Consider the following 17,272-nt stretch of genomic DNA (forward strand, 5'->3'; position numbering starts at 1 on the left):
TATAGCTGACAGACAGTGCGGGTACTGTGAAGTTCCGTGCGGAGGGTTTGAAGGCAAATCCCAGAACAGGTGGCATATACCATGTTGGCTGGTAGGATTGGGGGACCTTGCAAAAGATGGGAAATCCCAATTTCCACAATAATATCCTATTAGTTATGAGGGCTGGATTTGGGAGAAAGAGAATTGTCGTGACCCAAGGAGATCTCATCTTCTCCGGCTTACCGTCGGTAAGCATTATTCAAAACCCGGATGGACTAGAATGGTGTTATGGAGGGTGAGAAGTCAGAGCAGGGGATAGTAGTGATTAAGCTTGCCGGAAAAGCCACAAAGGCAAGTGACTTATCATTTTTATTGATAAGGCAAACATTGCCCAAAAGGCAGTGATTTGGTGCGAAGCCCGTCTGTCCATGGAAGATAAGTGTTAAGCGAAATTAGACTCAGCGTGTACTAAACAGAAAATCGATGAGGTGGATAGCCGAAGAATCGAGACCGAAAAGAAAGTAGGTTGTTTAGGGCGGAGTACTACCTTAAGGGCCATCCAGTGTGCAATGCCTATTCAGATGGTCTGAGAGAATAGGAATGATACGATAGCATGAGTGAATCTAAAGGAAAGCAAGACTTGCGTGCAGGTGGAGAGTCGACTAAGAAAAGAAAATGGTATAGTCTCATGGATAAAATCTGGTCTCTTCCTAACCTTGAACAAGCATTTAAGGAAGTAAAGAAAAACCGAGGTTCGCATGGTGTGGACAAAGTAACCATAAAGGACTTCGAAAGCAAGCTGGAACACAACTTAAGAGTGCTTCAGCAATCTTTAAAGGACCGAACTTATCGGTCCAGACCAGTCCGAAGAGTCTATATACCAAAAGCAGATGGAACACAAAGACCGTTAGGTATTCCTACCGTGCAAGACAGAATTGTCCAATCTGCTGTAAAGCAAAAACTGGAACCCATCTTTGAAAGGAAGTTTCTGGAGTGCAGTTATGGGTTTCGTCCAGACAAGAGTGCCCACATGGCGATTGAAAATATCCGAGAAGATTTAATGGACGGCTACACGTACGTGATTGACGCAGACATTAAGTCTTACTTTGACACTATTTCTCATGAGAGGCTTATCCAATTAATCAGAGAAGAAATGGTCGATGGCAGTGTACTAGCGTTACTAAAACAATTTCTTACTTCGGGAATAATGGAAGGTGGAATTGTTCATGAAAGCAAACATGGAAGCCCTCAGGGTGGAGTGATTAGTCCCCTTCTGGCTAATATTTACCTTCATCCACTGGATGAACTGATGATAACTAGAGGGCATCGTCTAACTAGGTATGCAGATGACTTTGTCATATGCTGCAAATCCCGAAAAGGTGCAGAGAGAGTTTTGAATTCCGTTAGAAAGCTTTTGGAAGACGAACTTGGGCTAATTATGCATCCTGATAAAACAAAGATTGTCGATAACCTAAAAGAGCCATTCACATTCCTTGGTTACACGTTCTATGGAGGGTATGTGCATAAACCTTCCGATAAAGCCGTAAAGAAATTCAAGGGGGAAGTGAAAAAGATAACAAGGAGAAACCTTACGGTAAATATGGAGGAATTCATCAAACATAAGGTAAACCCTGTTATCCGAGGCTGGGGAAGATACTTTGGAATAGGGTTTTCAGCATCGCTTTTTAGAGAATTGGATAAGTGGATCAGAAGAAGACTGAGGATGATTCAGCTGAGAAGCTGGAAGAAAATCGCTAAGCTGCACAAAGAATTGAGAAGAAAGAAATGGAAGGGTGAACTTCCGGGGCTAAGGATGACTAGGTGGCGTAGTTCTTTAACAAAACCTATTCATACTGTAATGCCTAACGAGTGGTTCAGAGAAAGGAAATTAGTCTTTCTTACAGATATCTATAAGAACCTGCATCCCCAACGGGGATAATCATGGAGGAGCCGTATGCGATGACCCGCACGTACGGATCTGTGAGAGGCGCATGAAATTCTTCATGCGCCTACTCTATTCTATTTCAATCGAGTTTAATATAAATTTACGATATGATTTTGTTTTCTATTAAACAGCACAATTTTTTCGCCGATACAAAATGTACAGGGTAAATAAACGGTTCGGCAGAGGGGTAAATAAAATTGAAATTTATAACGAATCTGTTTATCAAGAAGACTAAGCCGCAAGAAATTAGCAAACCGAAGGAAAGTCAAAAACATAAAAAAAATGAAGAAGTTGCGGTAAGAAAAGGTGTTCTTGGTGAATACAAAATAGATATTCAGTTATCCCAACTTCCTAAGAGCTATCGGTACATAAACGATTTATTCATAAAGAATCCGAAATCCATAACAGGTTATTCCCAAATAGACCATGTGTTAATTACGCCTTATACCATCTTCGTTATAGAAACAAAGAACTATCAAGGCACCATTTACGGCCAAAAGGGACAAAAAAATTGGCTTATTAATGGCAAGTTCAAAATGATAAGCCCATTGGTGCAGAATTATGGTCATATAGAGTGTTTAAAATCTATTCTAAATAAGAAATATCACGAATCATTTATATCGTTAGTGTCTTTTACCAAGAGATGTACACTTAAAATTGATACTGAGCTAAGACATATTTCTTCGAATGAATTAGTTATTTATGACGTAGAACTGTCTGAGTACATAAATAGAAAGATGGCTGTACTAAAATTAATACAGACTGAACCGTTATTGACTGATACTGATATTGCCACGATATATCATAGTCTTTTGAAAGAAAACATAGAGGATATTGCAGAACGTCAAAAACATAACAACATTCTTTCTCAGTTGAAGGATAGAGTAAACGAGAAGGAAAGTGAGCACAGCAAGTGTTGTATTTGCAACAAGGTAGTATCCCAGAAGGTAAAAAACTTCTGCTTATCAAATCAAAAATTCAAAGGGGAAATCTATTGTTACGACCATCAGAAGCATAGTATTAGCTAAGCGTTCTCACTGGAAATATAAAAAGGATGGCGCTCATACTAGCATTAAACATATTCATTATCAATTCTCTTCGCGGAAATATTGGTGTCAGGCACCATCAAAATTTTGCATTGATCTCCCTTCATGCAGCATAATTATGGGGTGTAAAAGAAAACTGAGAGTGTATAATTTCTCTGTTTTTCTCCATTTATAAAAATCTACTACTTGATTTGTTTTGATATAATATATTATAATGAAACAATATCCATTATCAGCAACTGAGCCAGCGGACGACCTCTTATTTAGTGAGGATAACCGAAAGGCAGTACGAAGTTATTTGCAAAGAATCCTATTGGGTTCGGATAATAACGCTGATTACAAAAGGATCTCAAGACTGAGGTGTTTTTGTAATGAGCGTTTTTTTGTTTGTCTTTAAAAATTAAAAAGGAGTTGGCAGGATTGCATTACAATATAACTGAGATGAAAGAAATATTAAATATCGCTAATGAAAGAAGTCTTGTAGTAGATATAAGAACTACCTTTGTCGACTTTCGTTTTACGGAAAAGCAGAGGGTGGTATGTGAAACATTCCTGTTTGGACCGACTAAGAACAATGCCATTCAAGCACTCGTGTGTACACCTAAATCATGGATTTTGGTTAAAAACTATCTGAAAAGGGATAGAGAGATGGAACAACAAGTGATATCCCATATCAGTAACCTTATCGAGACAGGAAAGTTAAAAGGGTGGTATATGAGATCGCTGGCGGTAAATGGGTATTTGAAGGGATACCAAGCGAAACTATTGGCCTTTGGGCAATCTAATAAGCTGGAAAGATATATTAAACAGTTTGAAATGGAAAGTAAACTGAAGAAGTAACGCTGTAAAAAGGAAATAATTGAAAAAATAATTAGATATTATAATGTGATTAATAAATAATAAGCCTTAATTCCTTTCGGGGAGTTAAGGCTTTTTCTATTTAAGGAGGAAAAAATATGGGTTATAACAATTCTTCTACGTCAAAGCAATTGGAACTACTAGAAGGAGGAGTAGAATTGAAGAAACAGTCTGCAAAGCGAATAAACATTGTTAGTTTGAAATTAGTGAAAGAATCAAGCCTATTGTACAGGGAAAGAAGCATCGGGTCGCCTGAAGACGGATATAAATTGATGAAGCATTTCCTTGGTGACTTGGATCGTGAGGCATTTATAGTCATCAGCCTGGATACAAAAAACCAGCCAGTGTCGATAAACATATGCCATGTCGGCAGTCTAAATGCTAGCATTGTTCATCCAAGGGAGGTGATGAAGTCTGCGATCCTGTCGAATGCTGCATCAATCATGGTAGGGCACAATCATCCAAGTGGTCACAGTGCTCCATCCAGAGAAGACATAGAGGTGACGAAGCGATTGGTCGAAGCTGGAAGGATAGTGGGCATAGACCTTCTTGATCACATCATAGTTGGCGATGACAACTTCGTCTCATTAAAGGAAAAAGGATACATATGAAGGGAAGTGGAAAGGTGGGAGAGCTTGATTGGTTCGTAGAAACGCTACAATGCAATTATAAGGTTAAAGTTGATAGTGAACAGATAAGCTACGAAGGCAATGAACTGTACCTCGATGAAATCGATGAATCCCTAATCCCATCGGAAATGCTTAATGATCTACCTCAATCACTCCTATTTGAAACGATGCTGTACGAAGATGCATCGGGGACTGAGTGGCTAGGAGTAATTGCCTTGCATCCCCGAACTAATGAAGGGTGCCTGCAGGTAATTTTAAAAGATGGGGAACCAGTGCTTAGAAAAAGGAAAGAAAGGCAGAAAGATAATGACTAGATACCACAAAATTATTATGGATGGAGAATAGAAATACAGGGGCTACAATGAAGCGACTGGTTATTACGAGGATGAGACTTTGACCGAGGAGGAGCTAATTGAACAGTTGCTGGACGAAGTGGTGGATGAGGTGATAGAAATCGATAGGGGCAAGGTGGAAAGGGCCATATCTTGTATACCAGTCGATTATCAAAGAGACCTGGTGCGAACTTACCTGGATTACCTCGAACGAATTGCGGAGTGTTTAGATTAAACTCACGACATTTCTTCATGAAATCTCACGCCAAAACTAAAATCAATCTAGAACAAACCAGGCAAGCCTATTCTTACCATGTAATCTGGCTAGTTTTATAGACTAAAAACTCACGTCATAATTATATTACTGTCGGGAGTGAACTAGTCTCTTGAAAGGGGGTGAAAATAATGTTGGAGAAAATCATTGTACCTGTAATCGTTTCAGTTGCCACAGAAGTTGTCAAAGAACTAACTAAAAAGTAAAGTTTCAGATTTTAAAACAGAGGGGTGAAAGCTTGTGAAAGTATTTCCATGTTCATGTTGTCAGCAGATATGTACCAGTTTCACCGTGAAAAAGATCATATCCATCATCAAGAAATAAGAGTCATGAATGCCAAAAAAGCGTTCATGGCTCTTTTTCGTTAGGAGCGATACACATGAATGACCTTGTACAAGCTTTTCAACAATGGCTCAATGAAGAAGGACGAGCACCGAAAACAATTGAATCCTACATAGGTGACGTAAAGAGCTACCAACAGTTTCTATATGAGAAGGCGGTTGATGATGCCCAGCCGCTTTCTCGCTTTTCTTTTGTCCGTTATAAGCAATACCTTTTGGAGAGGCTATTGGCGGTGTCTACGATCAATAAAAAGATTAATAGCTTGAAAGTCTATAACGATTTTCTGCTAAAGAAAGCCATCATCCATGAAAGCTTGATTCAATTGAAACGAGATCGGGTCCAAATTGCCTCAGGTAGTGAACATGTGGTCACCGCTTTGTCGGAAGAAGAAGTAGAACGTCTTCTCTTTTACCTTGAGGATCACACAAAAGTTAGGATCCGTAATAAGCTCATGGTTTATATTTTGCTCTACACTGGTGTGAGAGTTTCAGAGTTAGTCAATATTAAACTTGCAGATATAGATATATTGACCGCAATACTGACTGTAAGAGGAAAAGGTGGAAAGGTTCGAGAGATTAGCATGCGTCAAGATGTTCTGCAATTGATAAAACAGTATCAACAAGGTGAACGTATTGATTCCCGTTTCTATGGAAGTGAATATCTGCTTGTTAGCCAACGATCCGAAAAGATGCATCGGGACTCGGTTCGGGATTGGTTAGCTAAAATATCGAATGAAATAGGTATCAAACTCCATCCCCATCTGTTTAGACATACTTTTGCAACAAGGCTGCTTCGAAAGGGAGTGGATCTTACCACCGTTAGTAAGCTAACAGGACATTCCACCATCAACATGACTGCCAAGTTCTTTATTCAAACAACACGACAAGAAAAGCAGAATGCGGTTGATAAATTGTAAATGTCCAAAAAGGCAGAGAGGAATTCGATTTGGTGTAGCGACAGAGTATGATGCAAAGACGGAAACTGGAATCGGCAGTCGTCGCCCCCTGTTCCAGCAACAACTTCTCCCAAATCGCGTGGTTTGAGAAAGGTGAAGGCATGAGGTCTCAGGCGGAAAATGGACGTCGATTTTCCTTTGATTCTGTCCGATTGGGAAGATGAATCAGAAAGAAAAGAAGAAAGGGTGAAAACGAATGAAAATGATTCAATGTATAGCGGATATTGAAGAATTAAAAGCAAGAAATACCATCCCTCTCCCCTACCTCCAAATGATCGAATCAGAATTTCTTAATTGGTATGAGGCAGAAGGATTTGATGAATCGCTCATTTCATTTCGATTGGGAAACCATTCTTGCATCTATCATTTAGAAAATAAAGAGGATACGAGTTTCATAAATAATAAGATCCACCAAATTGAATATATTGAAAATGGAGCAAGCAGCAGATTTTCGTTACTTTAGAATTGGCATGATGAACGATCACCAAATGAATGTAATCTACTTTTTGCAAGGTACACTCGAATCATCGTATGAAGAATGGCTAAAAAATTAGGAGGTAAACCATGTTTGAAGATCAAGGAAAAAGATATATGACTAGAAGCATAGCCGAGACCCTGCATATCGAAATACAATTATTTTTATGGAGCCTCCTTGATGAAAAAGTATCTAAAGAGGAAGAATTAGATTACCTACAGGTGTTTGAATTGTCCGTGAAAAACGGTAAGCAATGCATCATCCATCGACAGGAACAACCACCAAATAAGCAACAATGGATCGTTGAGCTTCAACATACAAAGCCTTTAAATTGCACGATCTGGTGTATGGATAATGGTAGTGAAGGGCAAATAATGCTCTACCCATCTGATTATTGATGAATCCTCCCTGCTAGGTTGCGGTTGAACATGCAATTAGGCAGGGATGGTTCATGTTTCCTCAGCATAAATCCCCCTCATTTTTTTCAACTTAATCCTCATACAGATATAAAAACAATAAAATAATGTGTTTATGTAGCGGTAGAATCTACAGCTATGTAGATGTAAAAGCGATATAGGGGGCTATGCCGATGTATGGTGAAAGACGAAAAAGAAACTTGAATTTATTAAGAGATAATCAACCGACTAAATCACAACGGTTATTGACAGATGAAGATGAATGGAATAAAGAGGGGAGTTAGAAGAAGGCTTTGAAGAGATTGAAGTTTACGAAGAAGGTGAAGATCAGGAAAGCGAAATGGAAGGAACAAAGCCATCGGTATTTCTTATTGATGGAAAACCGTTTGCGGTAAAGCAACAAGCAAAGAAACCGACATTCCAAGAGTCACACACAAGGATTACTACTTACCTGGAAAACAACCTCTATTCTATAGTGAAGATATTGCAGGAGCAAAACCAGATTGAATCGATTACCGCGTTCATTAACGAATCAATTAAACACTATCTTATGAAGAGGTTTCAAGAGAATTAAAATGAATATAGAAATAATCTAAATTACTATAAATTGATATTAAACTTAAGAAATGGTCGACCTATCTTTCATTTTGAGAGATAGGTCAAAAAAATATTTTATTAAATTAAATTCCACTAATAAGAAGCAGAGAAAAAAGTGTAATGGGGAGCAAGTACTGCCGATTAGTAAAAAAATGAGAAAAAGGAGTGGATAAACATGTACCAATTAAGCGAAGTGAAGAAAGAAAGATGGTTGACAGTATAAAAATGGTAGTTTACTATACAGGTAACAACTAAATCCAGTCATTATTTTGATTGTCGCAAACAAGGAAGCCTCTGGTAGACATTTTGTCATCACCAAGCTAACTCAAGTCACTATTCAGGAACCTTTTTAAAGGGAAGTCCTGCTACAGACGCCTTAGCGCAACAAAGATTTCAGTCATATAGGAACGGGATATTACTGCCCATTTCTATGAAATCTTTGTTTATGCTTTGGCGTCTTTTTGTTGTCTAAAAAGTCGCCAAGGTGAGGTTTGGTTGATTTTGAGAGGAGAGCTGAAGGATGAGAAAAAGAAGACAACAAATCACTGAGGTAATGAATGAAGAATTGGAAATTTTGGAAACGGACGAAATGGCAGTTGAAAAAGAAAAGGAAGCTGAATTAGATTTAGATCTCAATCTATATTTATCTGATGAAGATATAGATTTTGAACCAACAGAAGAAGAAGTGGGAGGTGATTTTAATGTTGAGCAGAACATGGTGGGGGATTTGATATTAGTAGAATCAGATGAATTGAAACATGATTCAACAGAGTATGACGATGTGAATCAAACGTTAAACCAACAAGAACAGCAAGATGAAATCGAGCTAGGTTTATCGGATCTTAAACCATCTGTATCGAGTGCTGTTAAGCGGACCGCACCTGCTGGAGTTTTAAGCATCGTTAATTCCAATCATGGAAAACGATTTTTAATTTCTTCAGGAATAGTTATGAATTTACAACTATTTGAAACTGCACAAATTGGTTATGCACCCAATTACATCGTGATTGCTGAGCACTTAGGGGAAGACTTTACTACGTATGGTTTGAAAACGGAGGGGAAGAAAATGGTAATTTACAGTACAGAGCTGGTCTATGAAGCAACAAACTTCCATCAATTAGACTTCAGTGATCGGACGTCAATCACTTTTTCTAAAGTAACATACGAGACAATCAATGGGAAATTGGTTGCGGTAATTCATATTCGGTAGATGCTTAGATACACAAAGACTTAAGGAAGCTGACATGCTTCCTTGGGTCTAGCAAGAATATGTACCTAACTGAACATCTATTAAGCGTAATCTGAAGGAGATGAACCAGATGTCAAACGATGATAACAACAAAAAACCAAAAAAGATAAAACAAACTGGATTTCGCGGAGGCGAGTATTACGGGGCAAACAACTACTATCGACTTTCTGCGAATCATCTTTATGTTAAAGATGAGGAAGAAGGAGACAATGGTGGCTATAAAAGAGTCAGTAAATACGTGAAAATTAAAAAGATCGAACAGGCGGAAAATACAAAAACTAAGTAAGAAAGGAGAACAAATACGACCGGGGACCGCTGAAAAGCTGCATTACCTATCTGGGGAGAATGGCGAACAGTCTTGAATAAACACGAAAAACTATCGAAAATTGAGATAAAATATACGCCATTTCTATTAGAGGGCTAAGGCTAAAGGATGAAAGGTTGATACTAATTGGACATCTATTTCAGGACCGGTTCAAAAGCGAAAAGGTTGATTAAGGAATTGCTCTTTGGATACAAACGCGATTTCTTCATAATGTTTGGCAGCATATGCAAGATAGAGTTTTGCAAACTTCTTTGACTTCTCGAGTTATTGAGAACAAAAGAATACAAAGTAAAACCCGCGTTAAAGGGGATTGTTTTTTTGATCATTTCTCGGTTGATATATGAGATATTTTCAATAATACTTTCCTTTTAATAGTATAATAGTAACAAGAGTGTGTAGAAAAAAAGGGTGATATATACTTCGTTATTATATACTGGGGTAAAATTAAATTCATAGATTAATCTAGAAACAGCATTTTGCGGGATAGAAAGAAGCCTTTATTTCCAGGTAGTAATACATATGAAAAAGTTCATGAGTTTTATCCTTTGTAGTTAAAAACCTATCAGAATTGAACATTGGAACCTTTCCTATCCAAATCATCCGTAAAGGTTACCGAATTGAAAAGCTGCATTATAGTAAACCTGCTTTGCTATCAATCAGTATCACCTTATTACTTTTTACTACTATTTTTATTTAGAAAAGGGGACATGCACTATTCAATTAAAAAAAATTATTCCAGTGGCTGTTGCATTATCATTAACAACCACACCAGCTTTAACCACCTTAGAAGGGGCAATGCCGATAGCATTCGATAGTAAAGCAGAAGCTGCTAGTTCAGTTGAAACAGAGATTTATAGCGTGAAGGCAAGCAAAGAAGCTCCGCTTTGGACTGACACAAGTTCAAAAAAGAAATATTTAGGAAAAACAAAAAGGGAGAAGCGCTCCAGGTTTTTCAATCTTCTAATGGCTTCTACAAAGTAAAATATGGTAATCGTTTTTCTTACATTTATTATCAAAATGCCGATTGGATTATTGAACAGCCTCAATATGATGTGAAAACAAACAAAGAGTCTCCACTTTGGACAGACACTAGCTCTAAGAAGCAATACATTAATAGTTTACCTAAAGGAACAACCTTAGAAGTAGTTCAAAATAAAAACGGCTTTTACAAGGCGAAATACGGTAATGGATATGTATACATCTATTACAAGAATGCAGATAAAGTAACCGAAAAGGTTCTATACAGTATAGAAACCAATAAAGAAACCCCATTATGGACCGACTCAAGTGCAAGTAAGCAATTCATCAAGAAAGTTCCAAAAGGGACAACACTATCAGCGGTTCAAAATGCAAATGGGTTCTTTAAGGTCAAGTATAGCAGCGGTTATGCTTATGCGTACTATAAAAATGCTGATAAAGTGACGAACTATACCAATATTCCTGGTGCTCCTCAAGCGGTAAGTGGGTATGAGTTACCAACAGGATCTTATGTTTATCCAGTTGATGCTTCAAAAGTCAATCAAGTAAAGATCACTAATACCTGGGATAAGAAAAAGAAGCAAATTGAGATTAATCAACTTGCCAAGACCGTAGGACTTTCGTCAAGTTTTGGAACATATTTGGATTTTGTTAGTATAAATAAAGATGTCCCGGATAGCCATGTTGATAATGTAACGCTTTATCAATTTTTCTATAGCAACAGTGTAATGTCAATTGGATTTGATAACCATCGTAGAATCCGTTTAGACCAAGGAGAATACATTCTCAAGGCGTTATTGAAACCATATTTCCCTAAAAGTTACAGCAAACTAGCAGAAATGTTTGTGAGAGATGGATATATGGACGGAGGAATGTATATGGATGATTGGGAAACCTATGACGGATTAAAAGTTAAAATGATTGGCGGAAAATTAAGGATTCGAAAGTAGAAAGAGGGATTTTAATAAATCCTTATTAAGAAAAGTTGCTTTTCTTTTTGTGATTGTTACCTTGCTATTCCCTCTAATTGCTGATTATGAATTTGGTTACGCTGAACCTGCTGATAGTGATAGTACTGACCTTGTTTTTAACATTTAATAGGTTAGAATATCCAAAAACAATAGATAGATTTAACGGATATTGAACAAAAAGAAGAAATTGTAATCAATTCATGGAAGAACCTAGAAGGTTATTTGCTAACTTCTGACGGTAGCAAAGTTATTCGTTTAGTAGATTCTGATTATATTGGACAGGTTCTAATTAATGAAGGTATTAACTCTTTTGTCATAAGTGTTAAAGACTCCATAAAAGAGGTGTTTTTAAGTGAACAACCTGCCATGAAAGTCATGAGGACCATATCAGTGCAAACAGCTGCCGCTTGTACAAACGGTGATTATGTTGACTACTTAGTAGAGGCTTTAGGGTTTCCAAGAATTACGAGTAAAATTAACGTAAAACTCCCGGTAACTGGATGCTCTTTACGGTATTTACAAAATTTGTTTCTATTCCCTTTTGAAAATGTCTCTGCTGTTATATAATGAAGTAAGAATTTCGAATAAGAAAGTGAGAAGATTCATTATGCGTAAGCACCTATTGTTATTGTTAACATTAATAGCTGTAATTATACTGGGATCAGCGTGTTCAAAAGAGGAGAGCAAAGCAAAAGAAAACTTTAATGAACAGCTGAAAGTGGTGGAGAATTTTATTGAAATTGCCTATTTCGATGAAGGGACTTATGAGGACTTTACTGCATTGTATGCAGATAAGGATAAAGTAAACTCAAAAAAAGAGTTTACTAATTTCAGGGAAAAAAATGAGCCCAAAGATATTTTTCCGAAAGACTATGAAAATGTTAAAGAAGTAACAAAACACTTAGTTGCTAAAAAAGTTGATAAGACTAATGTAAATGTTTATTGGCTGGAAAATCCCGATAAGGACAAGACAGAGTCAGCCAAGACCGTCTGGTCATTAACAAAAAAAGACGACAAATGGCTGTTGAATTAGAGAAGCGCTTAATTATATATGAGCCCCACTTCCAATTTGAGAAGAGGGGCTCATGTTATTTTCTAACGTAGGAACAAATTAAGAAAGGAAAAAAAGAGTGTTTCTCGAAATGATAATTGATGGGAAAATAGAAGATTATTTGGTTTAAAGAATACCGGGATATATTCGCACCGGATCAATACGCGGGCATTATGAAACAGAAGCAGTGATAAGCACTACAATCACTTATAATACTTAAGAATTTTTTTGTGGTGGTATTTTGACTTCTCATAAAGCCTGAAAAACAGAGCAGACGATATAGTCGAACTTAAGATTGTGTTATAAGTGAAAAACCAAAACTTATGCCATTCAATCCTTAATTGGGTGACCATGTTTTCCCCTCCATTTCTTCCTTTAAACAATATATAACATAGCTTTATGAAGGGGACATTTAATTCATGTTAATTATTTGTAAATATAAGAAAGAAAAGCGGAAGGAGCCTTTGTTGTCCTTAATAATTTGGAGATGGTAAACGATATGCAATAAAACACCAATATTTGAATGGAATGGAAGATGATTTTCAACAATAACAGCTTTCCAGTTGATTCATCATGACACAAGATGACTTGTCAATGTTATTCTATCTTGCTGTACGAGATTTCACCAATTTAAGGGATAAATCGATACCTATCAAAAAAAGATGGAGCCCTGCGAGTTTCCACAAGGCTCTTGTTTTGTTATAGCTGTTTATTCATTTTTAGCAGATTCGGACTGATCATTTTCCTCAGTAATCTCTGAGTCTGTTGGAGAATCTTCCTCTGCAGTATTCGGATCTGAAATAATATTTTCATTTACAGCTGGCTCAGGCTGTGTGCCAGCTTCTTTTACAACAATAGTTAAAATAAACTCTTTTGCTGTATTTCCGGCCTGGTCTTTAGCACTGTAGGTAATCGTGTAGGTTCCAGGGATAGTGGTATCAATTTCTTCTAGTTTTTCTCCATTTCCGTCTTTGATTGCTGCTGTTACTTCCACAAGTTCATCCACGTTGTCAGTTCCCGTTACTTCCGGAAGGGCAAACTCAGCGCCGTTCTCAATATTTATCGTTTGTTCTCCATCATAGTGCAGAACAGGTGCTTCTTCATCAGGGATTATTAAAGTAGCCTCATATCTTTCAAGGGTTGCCTTGTAATAATCTTGGATTAGCTTCTTAAGCTTTGCGTTATGATCGAATTTGGACAGATCTTTATAGGCTTTCTGTAAATAGCTTTCTGCGCGCGATTGATAAGTCGCAAATTGAGGGTTGTCAAGCCACCACTCAGCTTTTTCGATGTTGTGAACTGCCCAGGCTCCATGTTTAAGCAGTACTGCATGTTTCTTGTATGCGGGCTCTGTATAGTATCCTTTTAACGCGTAACGGGTATCGGCCTTGCCCCGATTCCATACCTGGCCAATTTTCTTTCTTGCATTTTGAATATCACGGTCAAAGTCGAAGTACAAGTTATTAATATCCCGCACATCTGAATAGGTTTTGCCTTTGACTTTAACCTGGTTAAGATCGCCTGTTAATGCTGTTTTCACTGCGCCGTCCCAATTGTTCTTATTCAGTAAATCGTCACCGGCCCAGCGTGCATAAATATATTTTTTAGCATTGTCCATATACTTCTGATTGTATTTCAGGTCGCCCTGGAGTTTAGTTTTATCGCTTCCTGTGTACGAAGCCAGCAGCTTTTCAGCCTTTGCTTTTGCAGCGTTTGCTTCATTAATTTTCTTTTGGACTGTGCTTGCCCAAACGGGCTCTTTAGAAGGTCCCTGTTCTCCAGTTCTGGAGAATTCTTTGTATGGGAGCCACATCTTGTGTTTTGCATCAGCTACGGCTTTTCTTATAGTTGTTCCAAGTCTGGCCTGATAAAGTTTTGATCCTTCCTGTGCCAGATAAAGGCCCACTGCTTTATTTTCACTCCATACACTGGTGAATTCGGAAACAGGAAGATTGGTTTCACCGGCATATCTGCCTATTTCAGGCGTAAAGCCAGGTCTTTTTTTGGCTTCTATGAACCAATCCGTAAACCCTCCTCCTGAAGGGTTTTTCCCGGGATATACAAGGGAGTAGCCTGTCTGCTTTCGAATTTCTTTTGCATACACGTGGTCCCGGTTGTAATTCTTGGTATTCTGCTTATAGTTCCAGTAAAGAATTTTCCCGCTGCTGTGATAAGCAATGGCCATCTCCGGATTAATTTCTTCGGTGAATTTCAGGATTGCCTTCGTTTCTGCTGCAGTTGCTGGTGCCTTTCCTTTGTAATTCTTATAGGTAGGTGAGACGGGACTTTTAATTTGTTTCCAGCCCGCATCATACTGGCGGTTTAGGTCCACCCCTTTTGCATTGGCTTTCCATCTTTTAAAGTTTTTGCTGCCATTATTCATATTAATAATAGCTTTATGGTCTTTTGAAGGGAAAGACTTCAATCCTTCCTGCTGAAGTGTGACTCCATCTGGGTTGACCATTGGCACAAACCAAATGGTAGTGGAGTCTAAGATTTTTTTAGCGTCATAGCCGTTGATCTTTTTCTTTGATCTATAGGCAATTGCGTACTGCTCTGCCATATACATATTCAGATTGGTAGTCAGCCATTCCCGGGCATGATGAGATCCGTTGATGAATAATGTGGCATCACCTTTTCCAACGGAAAAAGCGTAAATATTGCGGTTATATTCTGATTTCCCGATCACTTTTACTTTTACCAGGTCTGGATATGCTTGTTGAAGCTTTTTGATGTCTCTAACCATTTCATTATATGTATAGACTTGATTGGGATTAACGACATTGGATTGTGCATTTGCATCTTGATTCGAGAAAAGACTTATAAAAAATAAAATAAGACAGGTCATAATTAACTTCGGTTTTCGCATTCTTTTTCTTAGCTCCTCAAGTGATGTTTTTATTCTTGCAAAATACTGGATTGTTAAACAGCAGTCTTTTGATCCTTCTATTCAATATCACCACCTCAATTACTGTACAGCTCCTTGTATGCAATAATTTTTATTGCATATAGTTCTTCTTCGGTTAACTTGCTTTCAATTTCCTGCAGAAGTTCTTCTTTGGAGGCATTACCTTCCATGACTTCTTTTCGCATTTCGTTTAATTCACCTATGCCTACTTTTTCAATTAGCACTTTTGCTGCTTCTTCTTTCGTTTTAATAGGAAGTTTACTGTCATCCATCATTTCTGCTTCTTGAATAAATGCCTTTAATTCAGGGTCACTTTCAATTGACTTTTTCAACTCCTCCATTTGATTGCTGTTTTCCAATTCCCCGGAGACCGCTTCCATTAATTTTTCAGAAGCGATACTGATTCCGAAACGGTAGGCAGCAAAGCCTGCAATTCCCATTAGAATGAGAAGGATAACGGCCACTTTCATAAATTTCAACACTTTCACTCTCCCATTAGTATTCTTTTAGTTACCTATAAACATCTGAGTCCAATAATGGCCGTAAAAGCCTCCTGTAATATAGCCAACGCCAATCTCTGTGAAATCCCCGGATAAAATATTCCTTCTGTGACCTTCGCTGTTCATCCAGGCCTGTACAACGCTATCAGCAGTAGAATAGCCTGCAGCAATATTCTCACCGGCATACATGTAGGAAATCCCGAACGTTCTCATCATGTCAAAAGGAGAACCGTATGTAGGGGAAGTATGATCAAAATACTCATTTTCAACCATATCTGTCGATTTTAATCTTGCTGTTTTGGTCAGCTCCCTATTATAGCGTAATGGGAATAGTCCTTCTTTTTTCCTTTCCTGATTGACGAGTGTTATCACCTGACTCTCCAATTCATTCACTTTTTCGGCATTTTTATCGTATAAATAAGCATATCCCTTATCATATTTCACTTTAAAGAAATGGTTTGCATATTGAACAGCTTCCAATACAGTTCCTTCATTAATACTGTTGATATAACTTTTATCAGAACGGTAATCTGTCCAAAGGGGGGCATCTTTTAGAGCCCGCACTGTATAAAGCTTTTTTTCTGTTAATCGCTCTGCGTTCTTATAATGAATGTAGAAGTACTGCTTGCCCTCTTTAAGCTTATAGAAACCGTTTCCCGACTGAACAACGTCAGCTCTTACCCCTTCTTTAAGGCTTTTGATATAGCGTTTATTTGTGCCTTCTGCAGTCCATAAAGGAGCCTCTTTGGTTGTCCGTACAGTAAATAATGGCTGTTCGATGATCTTATCGGCATTTTTATAATAAATATAGGCGTAGCCATCCTGGAATCTGACTTTAAAGAAGCCATTTCCAGACTGTACGGCTTGAAATGTTTCAAGCTTCTTTGTACTGGATATGTATTTTTTTCTATTAGAAGAATCCGTCCACAATGGAGCTTCTTTATTTGTCTTAACGGAAAAAACCTCCGATTCTATTAGTTCATTGGCATTTTTATAGTAGATATAGAGATATTGCTGGTTGTATCTAACTTTATAGAAGCCATTTCCTGAATGAACTGTCTGAAGAATTTCCCCTGACTTTGTTTTGCCCATGTATTTCTTTCCGGAATCGGAGCTCGTCCATAAAGGAGCTTCTTTAATTGTCTTAATACTATATTTTTCAATTTCGGGAGCGTCAGCTGCATACACCGGGCTGATTCTGATGCATACAGTTAGAAAGAGACACCCTGTCAATATTAGAAGTAAAAGAAAAACATGCCATATGTGGAACTGTGCTTTCATATATTACTAATCATCCTCTCCTAATGAATAACTCTATTAAATCACAAAACTATCAATAATTTGTCATTTTCCTGGTCATTTTTTCAACAATTTGATAATTTATTCGCGTTTGTTTAAAAAAGGAAGATCGGAAATTAAATCTGAAAATTCATTCAATTATC

The 17,272-nt window shown here is 37.7% G+C and carries 16 protein-coding genes and 1 pseudogene; 14 read left to right on the plus strand and 3 right to left on the minus strand.

Translation table 11 applies throughout. From position 1 onward, the window contains the following. Positions 1–592 precede the first annotated feature (592 nt). From ltrA to LLY41_RS02690, 14 genes are all read left to right on the plus strand, one after another. Positions 593–1,918, plus strand: a complete 1,326-nt coding sequence (gene ltrA, locus LLY41_RS02625; RefSeq protein WP_304586839.1) for a group II intron reverse transcriptase/maturase — start codon at positions 593–595, stop codon at positions 1,916–1,918. Positions 1,919–2,121: 203 nt separating this feature from the next. Then, positions 2,122–2,952, plus strand: coding sequence for a nuclease-related domain-containing protein (locus LLY41_RS02630; RefSeq protein WP_304586840.1), 831 nt, complete (start codon positions 2,122–2,124; stop codon positions 2,950–2,952). Between the two features lie 438 nt (positions 2,953–3,390). Continuing rightward, positions 3,391–3,810: a hypothetical protein gene (locus LLY41_RS02635; protein ID WP_304586841.1), complete on the plus strand. Its 420-nt coding sequence runs from the start codon at positions 3,391–3,393 to the stop codon at positions 3,808–3,810. Between the two features lie 116 nt (positions 3,811–3,926). Next, positions 3,927–4,439 (plus strand): JAB domain-containing protein, encoded by a 513-nt coding sequence (locus LLY41_RS02640; RefSeq protein WP_304586842.1) that lies wholly within the window; start codon positions 3,927–3,929, stop codon positions 4,437–4,439. Next, a complete protein-coding gene (locus LLY41_RS02645; protein WP_304586843.1) occupies positions 4,436–4,771 on the plus strand; it encodes a hypothetical protein in 336 nt (111 codons plus the stop codon). Before LLY41_RS02640 ends, LLY41_RS02645 begins: the two co-directional genes overlap by 4 nt. A gap of 671 nt (positions 4,772–5,442) precedes the next feature. Further along, positions 5,443–6,321, plus strand: a complete 879-nt coding sequence (locus LLY41_RS02650) for a tyrosine-type recombinase/integrase (protein ID WP_304586844.1) — start codon at positions 5,443–5,445, stop codon at positions 6,319–6,321. 235 nt (positions 6,322–6,556) lie between these two features. Beyond that, a complete protein-coding gene (locus LLY41_RS02655; protein WP_304586845.1) occupies positions 6,557–6,823 on the plus strand; it encodes a hypothetical protein in 267 nt (88 codons plus the stop codon). 101 nt (positions 6,824–6,924) lie between these two features. After that, positions 6,925–7,233 carry a DUF960 family protein gene (locus tag LLY41_RS02660; RefSeq protein ID WP_304586846.1) on the plus strand — a complete coding sequence of 103 codons (309 nt, stop codon included), beginning with the start codon at positions 6,925–6,927 and terminating at the stop codon, positions 7,231–7,233. A 1,135-nt stretch (positions 7,234–8,368) separates the two neighbouring features. Then, positions 8,369–9,058: a hypothetical protein gene (locus LLY41_RS02665; RefSeq protein ID WP_304586847.1), complete on the plus strand. Its 690-nt coding sequence runs from the start codon at positions 8,369–8,371 to the stop codon at positions 9,056–9,058. Between the two features lie 109 nt (positions 9,059–9,167). Continuing rightward, entirely contained in the window at positions 9,168–9,383 is a 216-nt protein-coding gene (locus LLY41_RS02670) for a hypothetical protein (RefSeq protein ID WP_304586848.1), read from the plus strand. A gap of 834 nt (positions 9,384–10,217) precedes the next feature. Then, positions 10,218–10,403, plus strand: coding sequence for a hypothetical protein (locus tag LLY41_RS02675; protein ID WP_304586849.1), 186 nt, complete (start codon positions 10,218–10,220; stop codon positions 10,401–10,403). Positions 10,404–10,474: 71 nt separating this feature from the next. Beyond that, on the plus strand, positions 10,475–11,350 hold the full coding sequence (locus LLY41_RS02680) for an SH3 domain-containing protein (protein ID WP_304586850.1): 876 nt from the start codon (positions 10,475–10,477) through the stop codon (positions 11,348–11,350). Positions 11,351–11,593: 243 nt separating this feature from the next. Next, positions 11,594–11,938 carry a hypothetical protein gene (locus LLY41_RS02685; RefSeq protein ID WP_304586851.1) on the plus strand — a complete coding sequence of 115 codons (345 nt, stop codon included), beginning with the start codon at positions 11,594–11,596 and terminating at the stop codon, positions 11,936–11,938. 40 nt (positions 11,939–11,978) lie between these two features. Beyond that, positions 11,979–12,404, plus strand: a complete 426-nt coding sequence (locus LLY41_RS02690) for a hypothetical protein (protein WP_304586852.1) — start codon at positions 11,979–11,981, stop codon at positions 12,402–12,404. Positions 12,405–13,131: 727 nt separating this feature from the next. On the opposite strand, the gene LLY41_RS02695 is transcribed toward LLY41_RS02690, so the two are convergent. The 3 genes and pseudogenes from LLY41_RS02695 to LLY41_RS02705 form a co-directional block, all read right to left on the minus strand. Continuing rightward, on the minus strand, positions 13,132–15,291 hold the full coding sequence (locus LLY41_RS02695; RefSeq protein WP_304586853.1) for a M14 family zinc carboxypeptidase: 2,160 nt from the start codon (positions 15,289–15,291) through the stop codon (positions 13,132–13,134). Between the two features lie 95 nt (positions 15,292–15,386). Further along, a complete protein-coding gene (locus tag LLY41_RS02700) occupies positions 15,387–15,812 on the minus strand; it encodes a hypothetical protein (protein WP_304586854.1) in 426 nt (141 codons plus the stop codon). 24 nt (positions 15,813–15,836) lie between these two features. Continuing rightward, positions 15,837–16,232 (minus strand): annotated as a pseudogene (locus tag LLY41_RS02705) (CAP domain-containing protein); the annotation flags it as partial. Between the last annotated feature and the right edge of the window lie 1,040 nt (positions 16,233–17,272).

It is taken from the genome of Cytobacillus firmus (assembly GCF_023612095.1).
In the GTDB taxonomy this organism is placed as follows: domain Bacteria; phylum Bacillota; class Bacilli; order Bacillales; family Cytobacillaceae; genus Cytobacillus.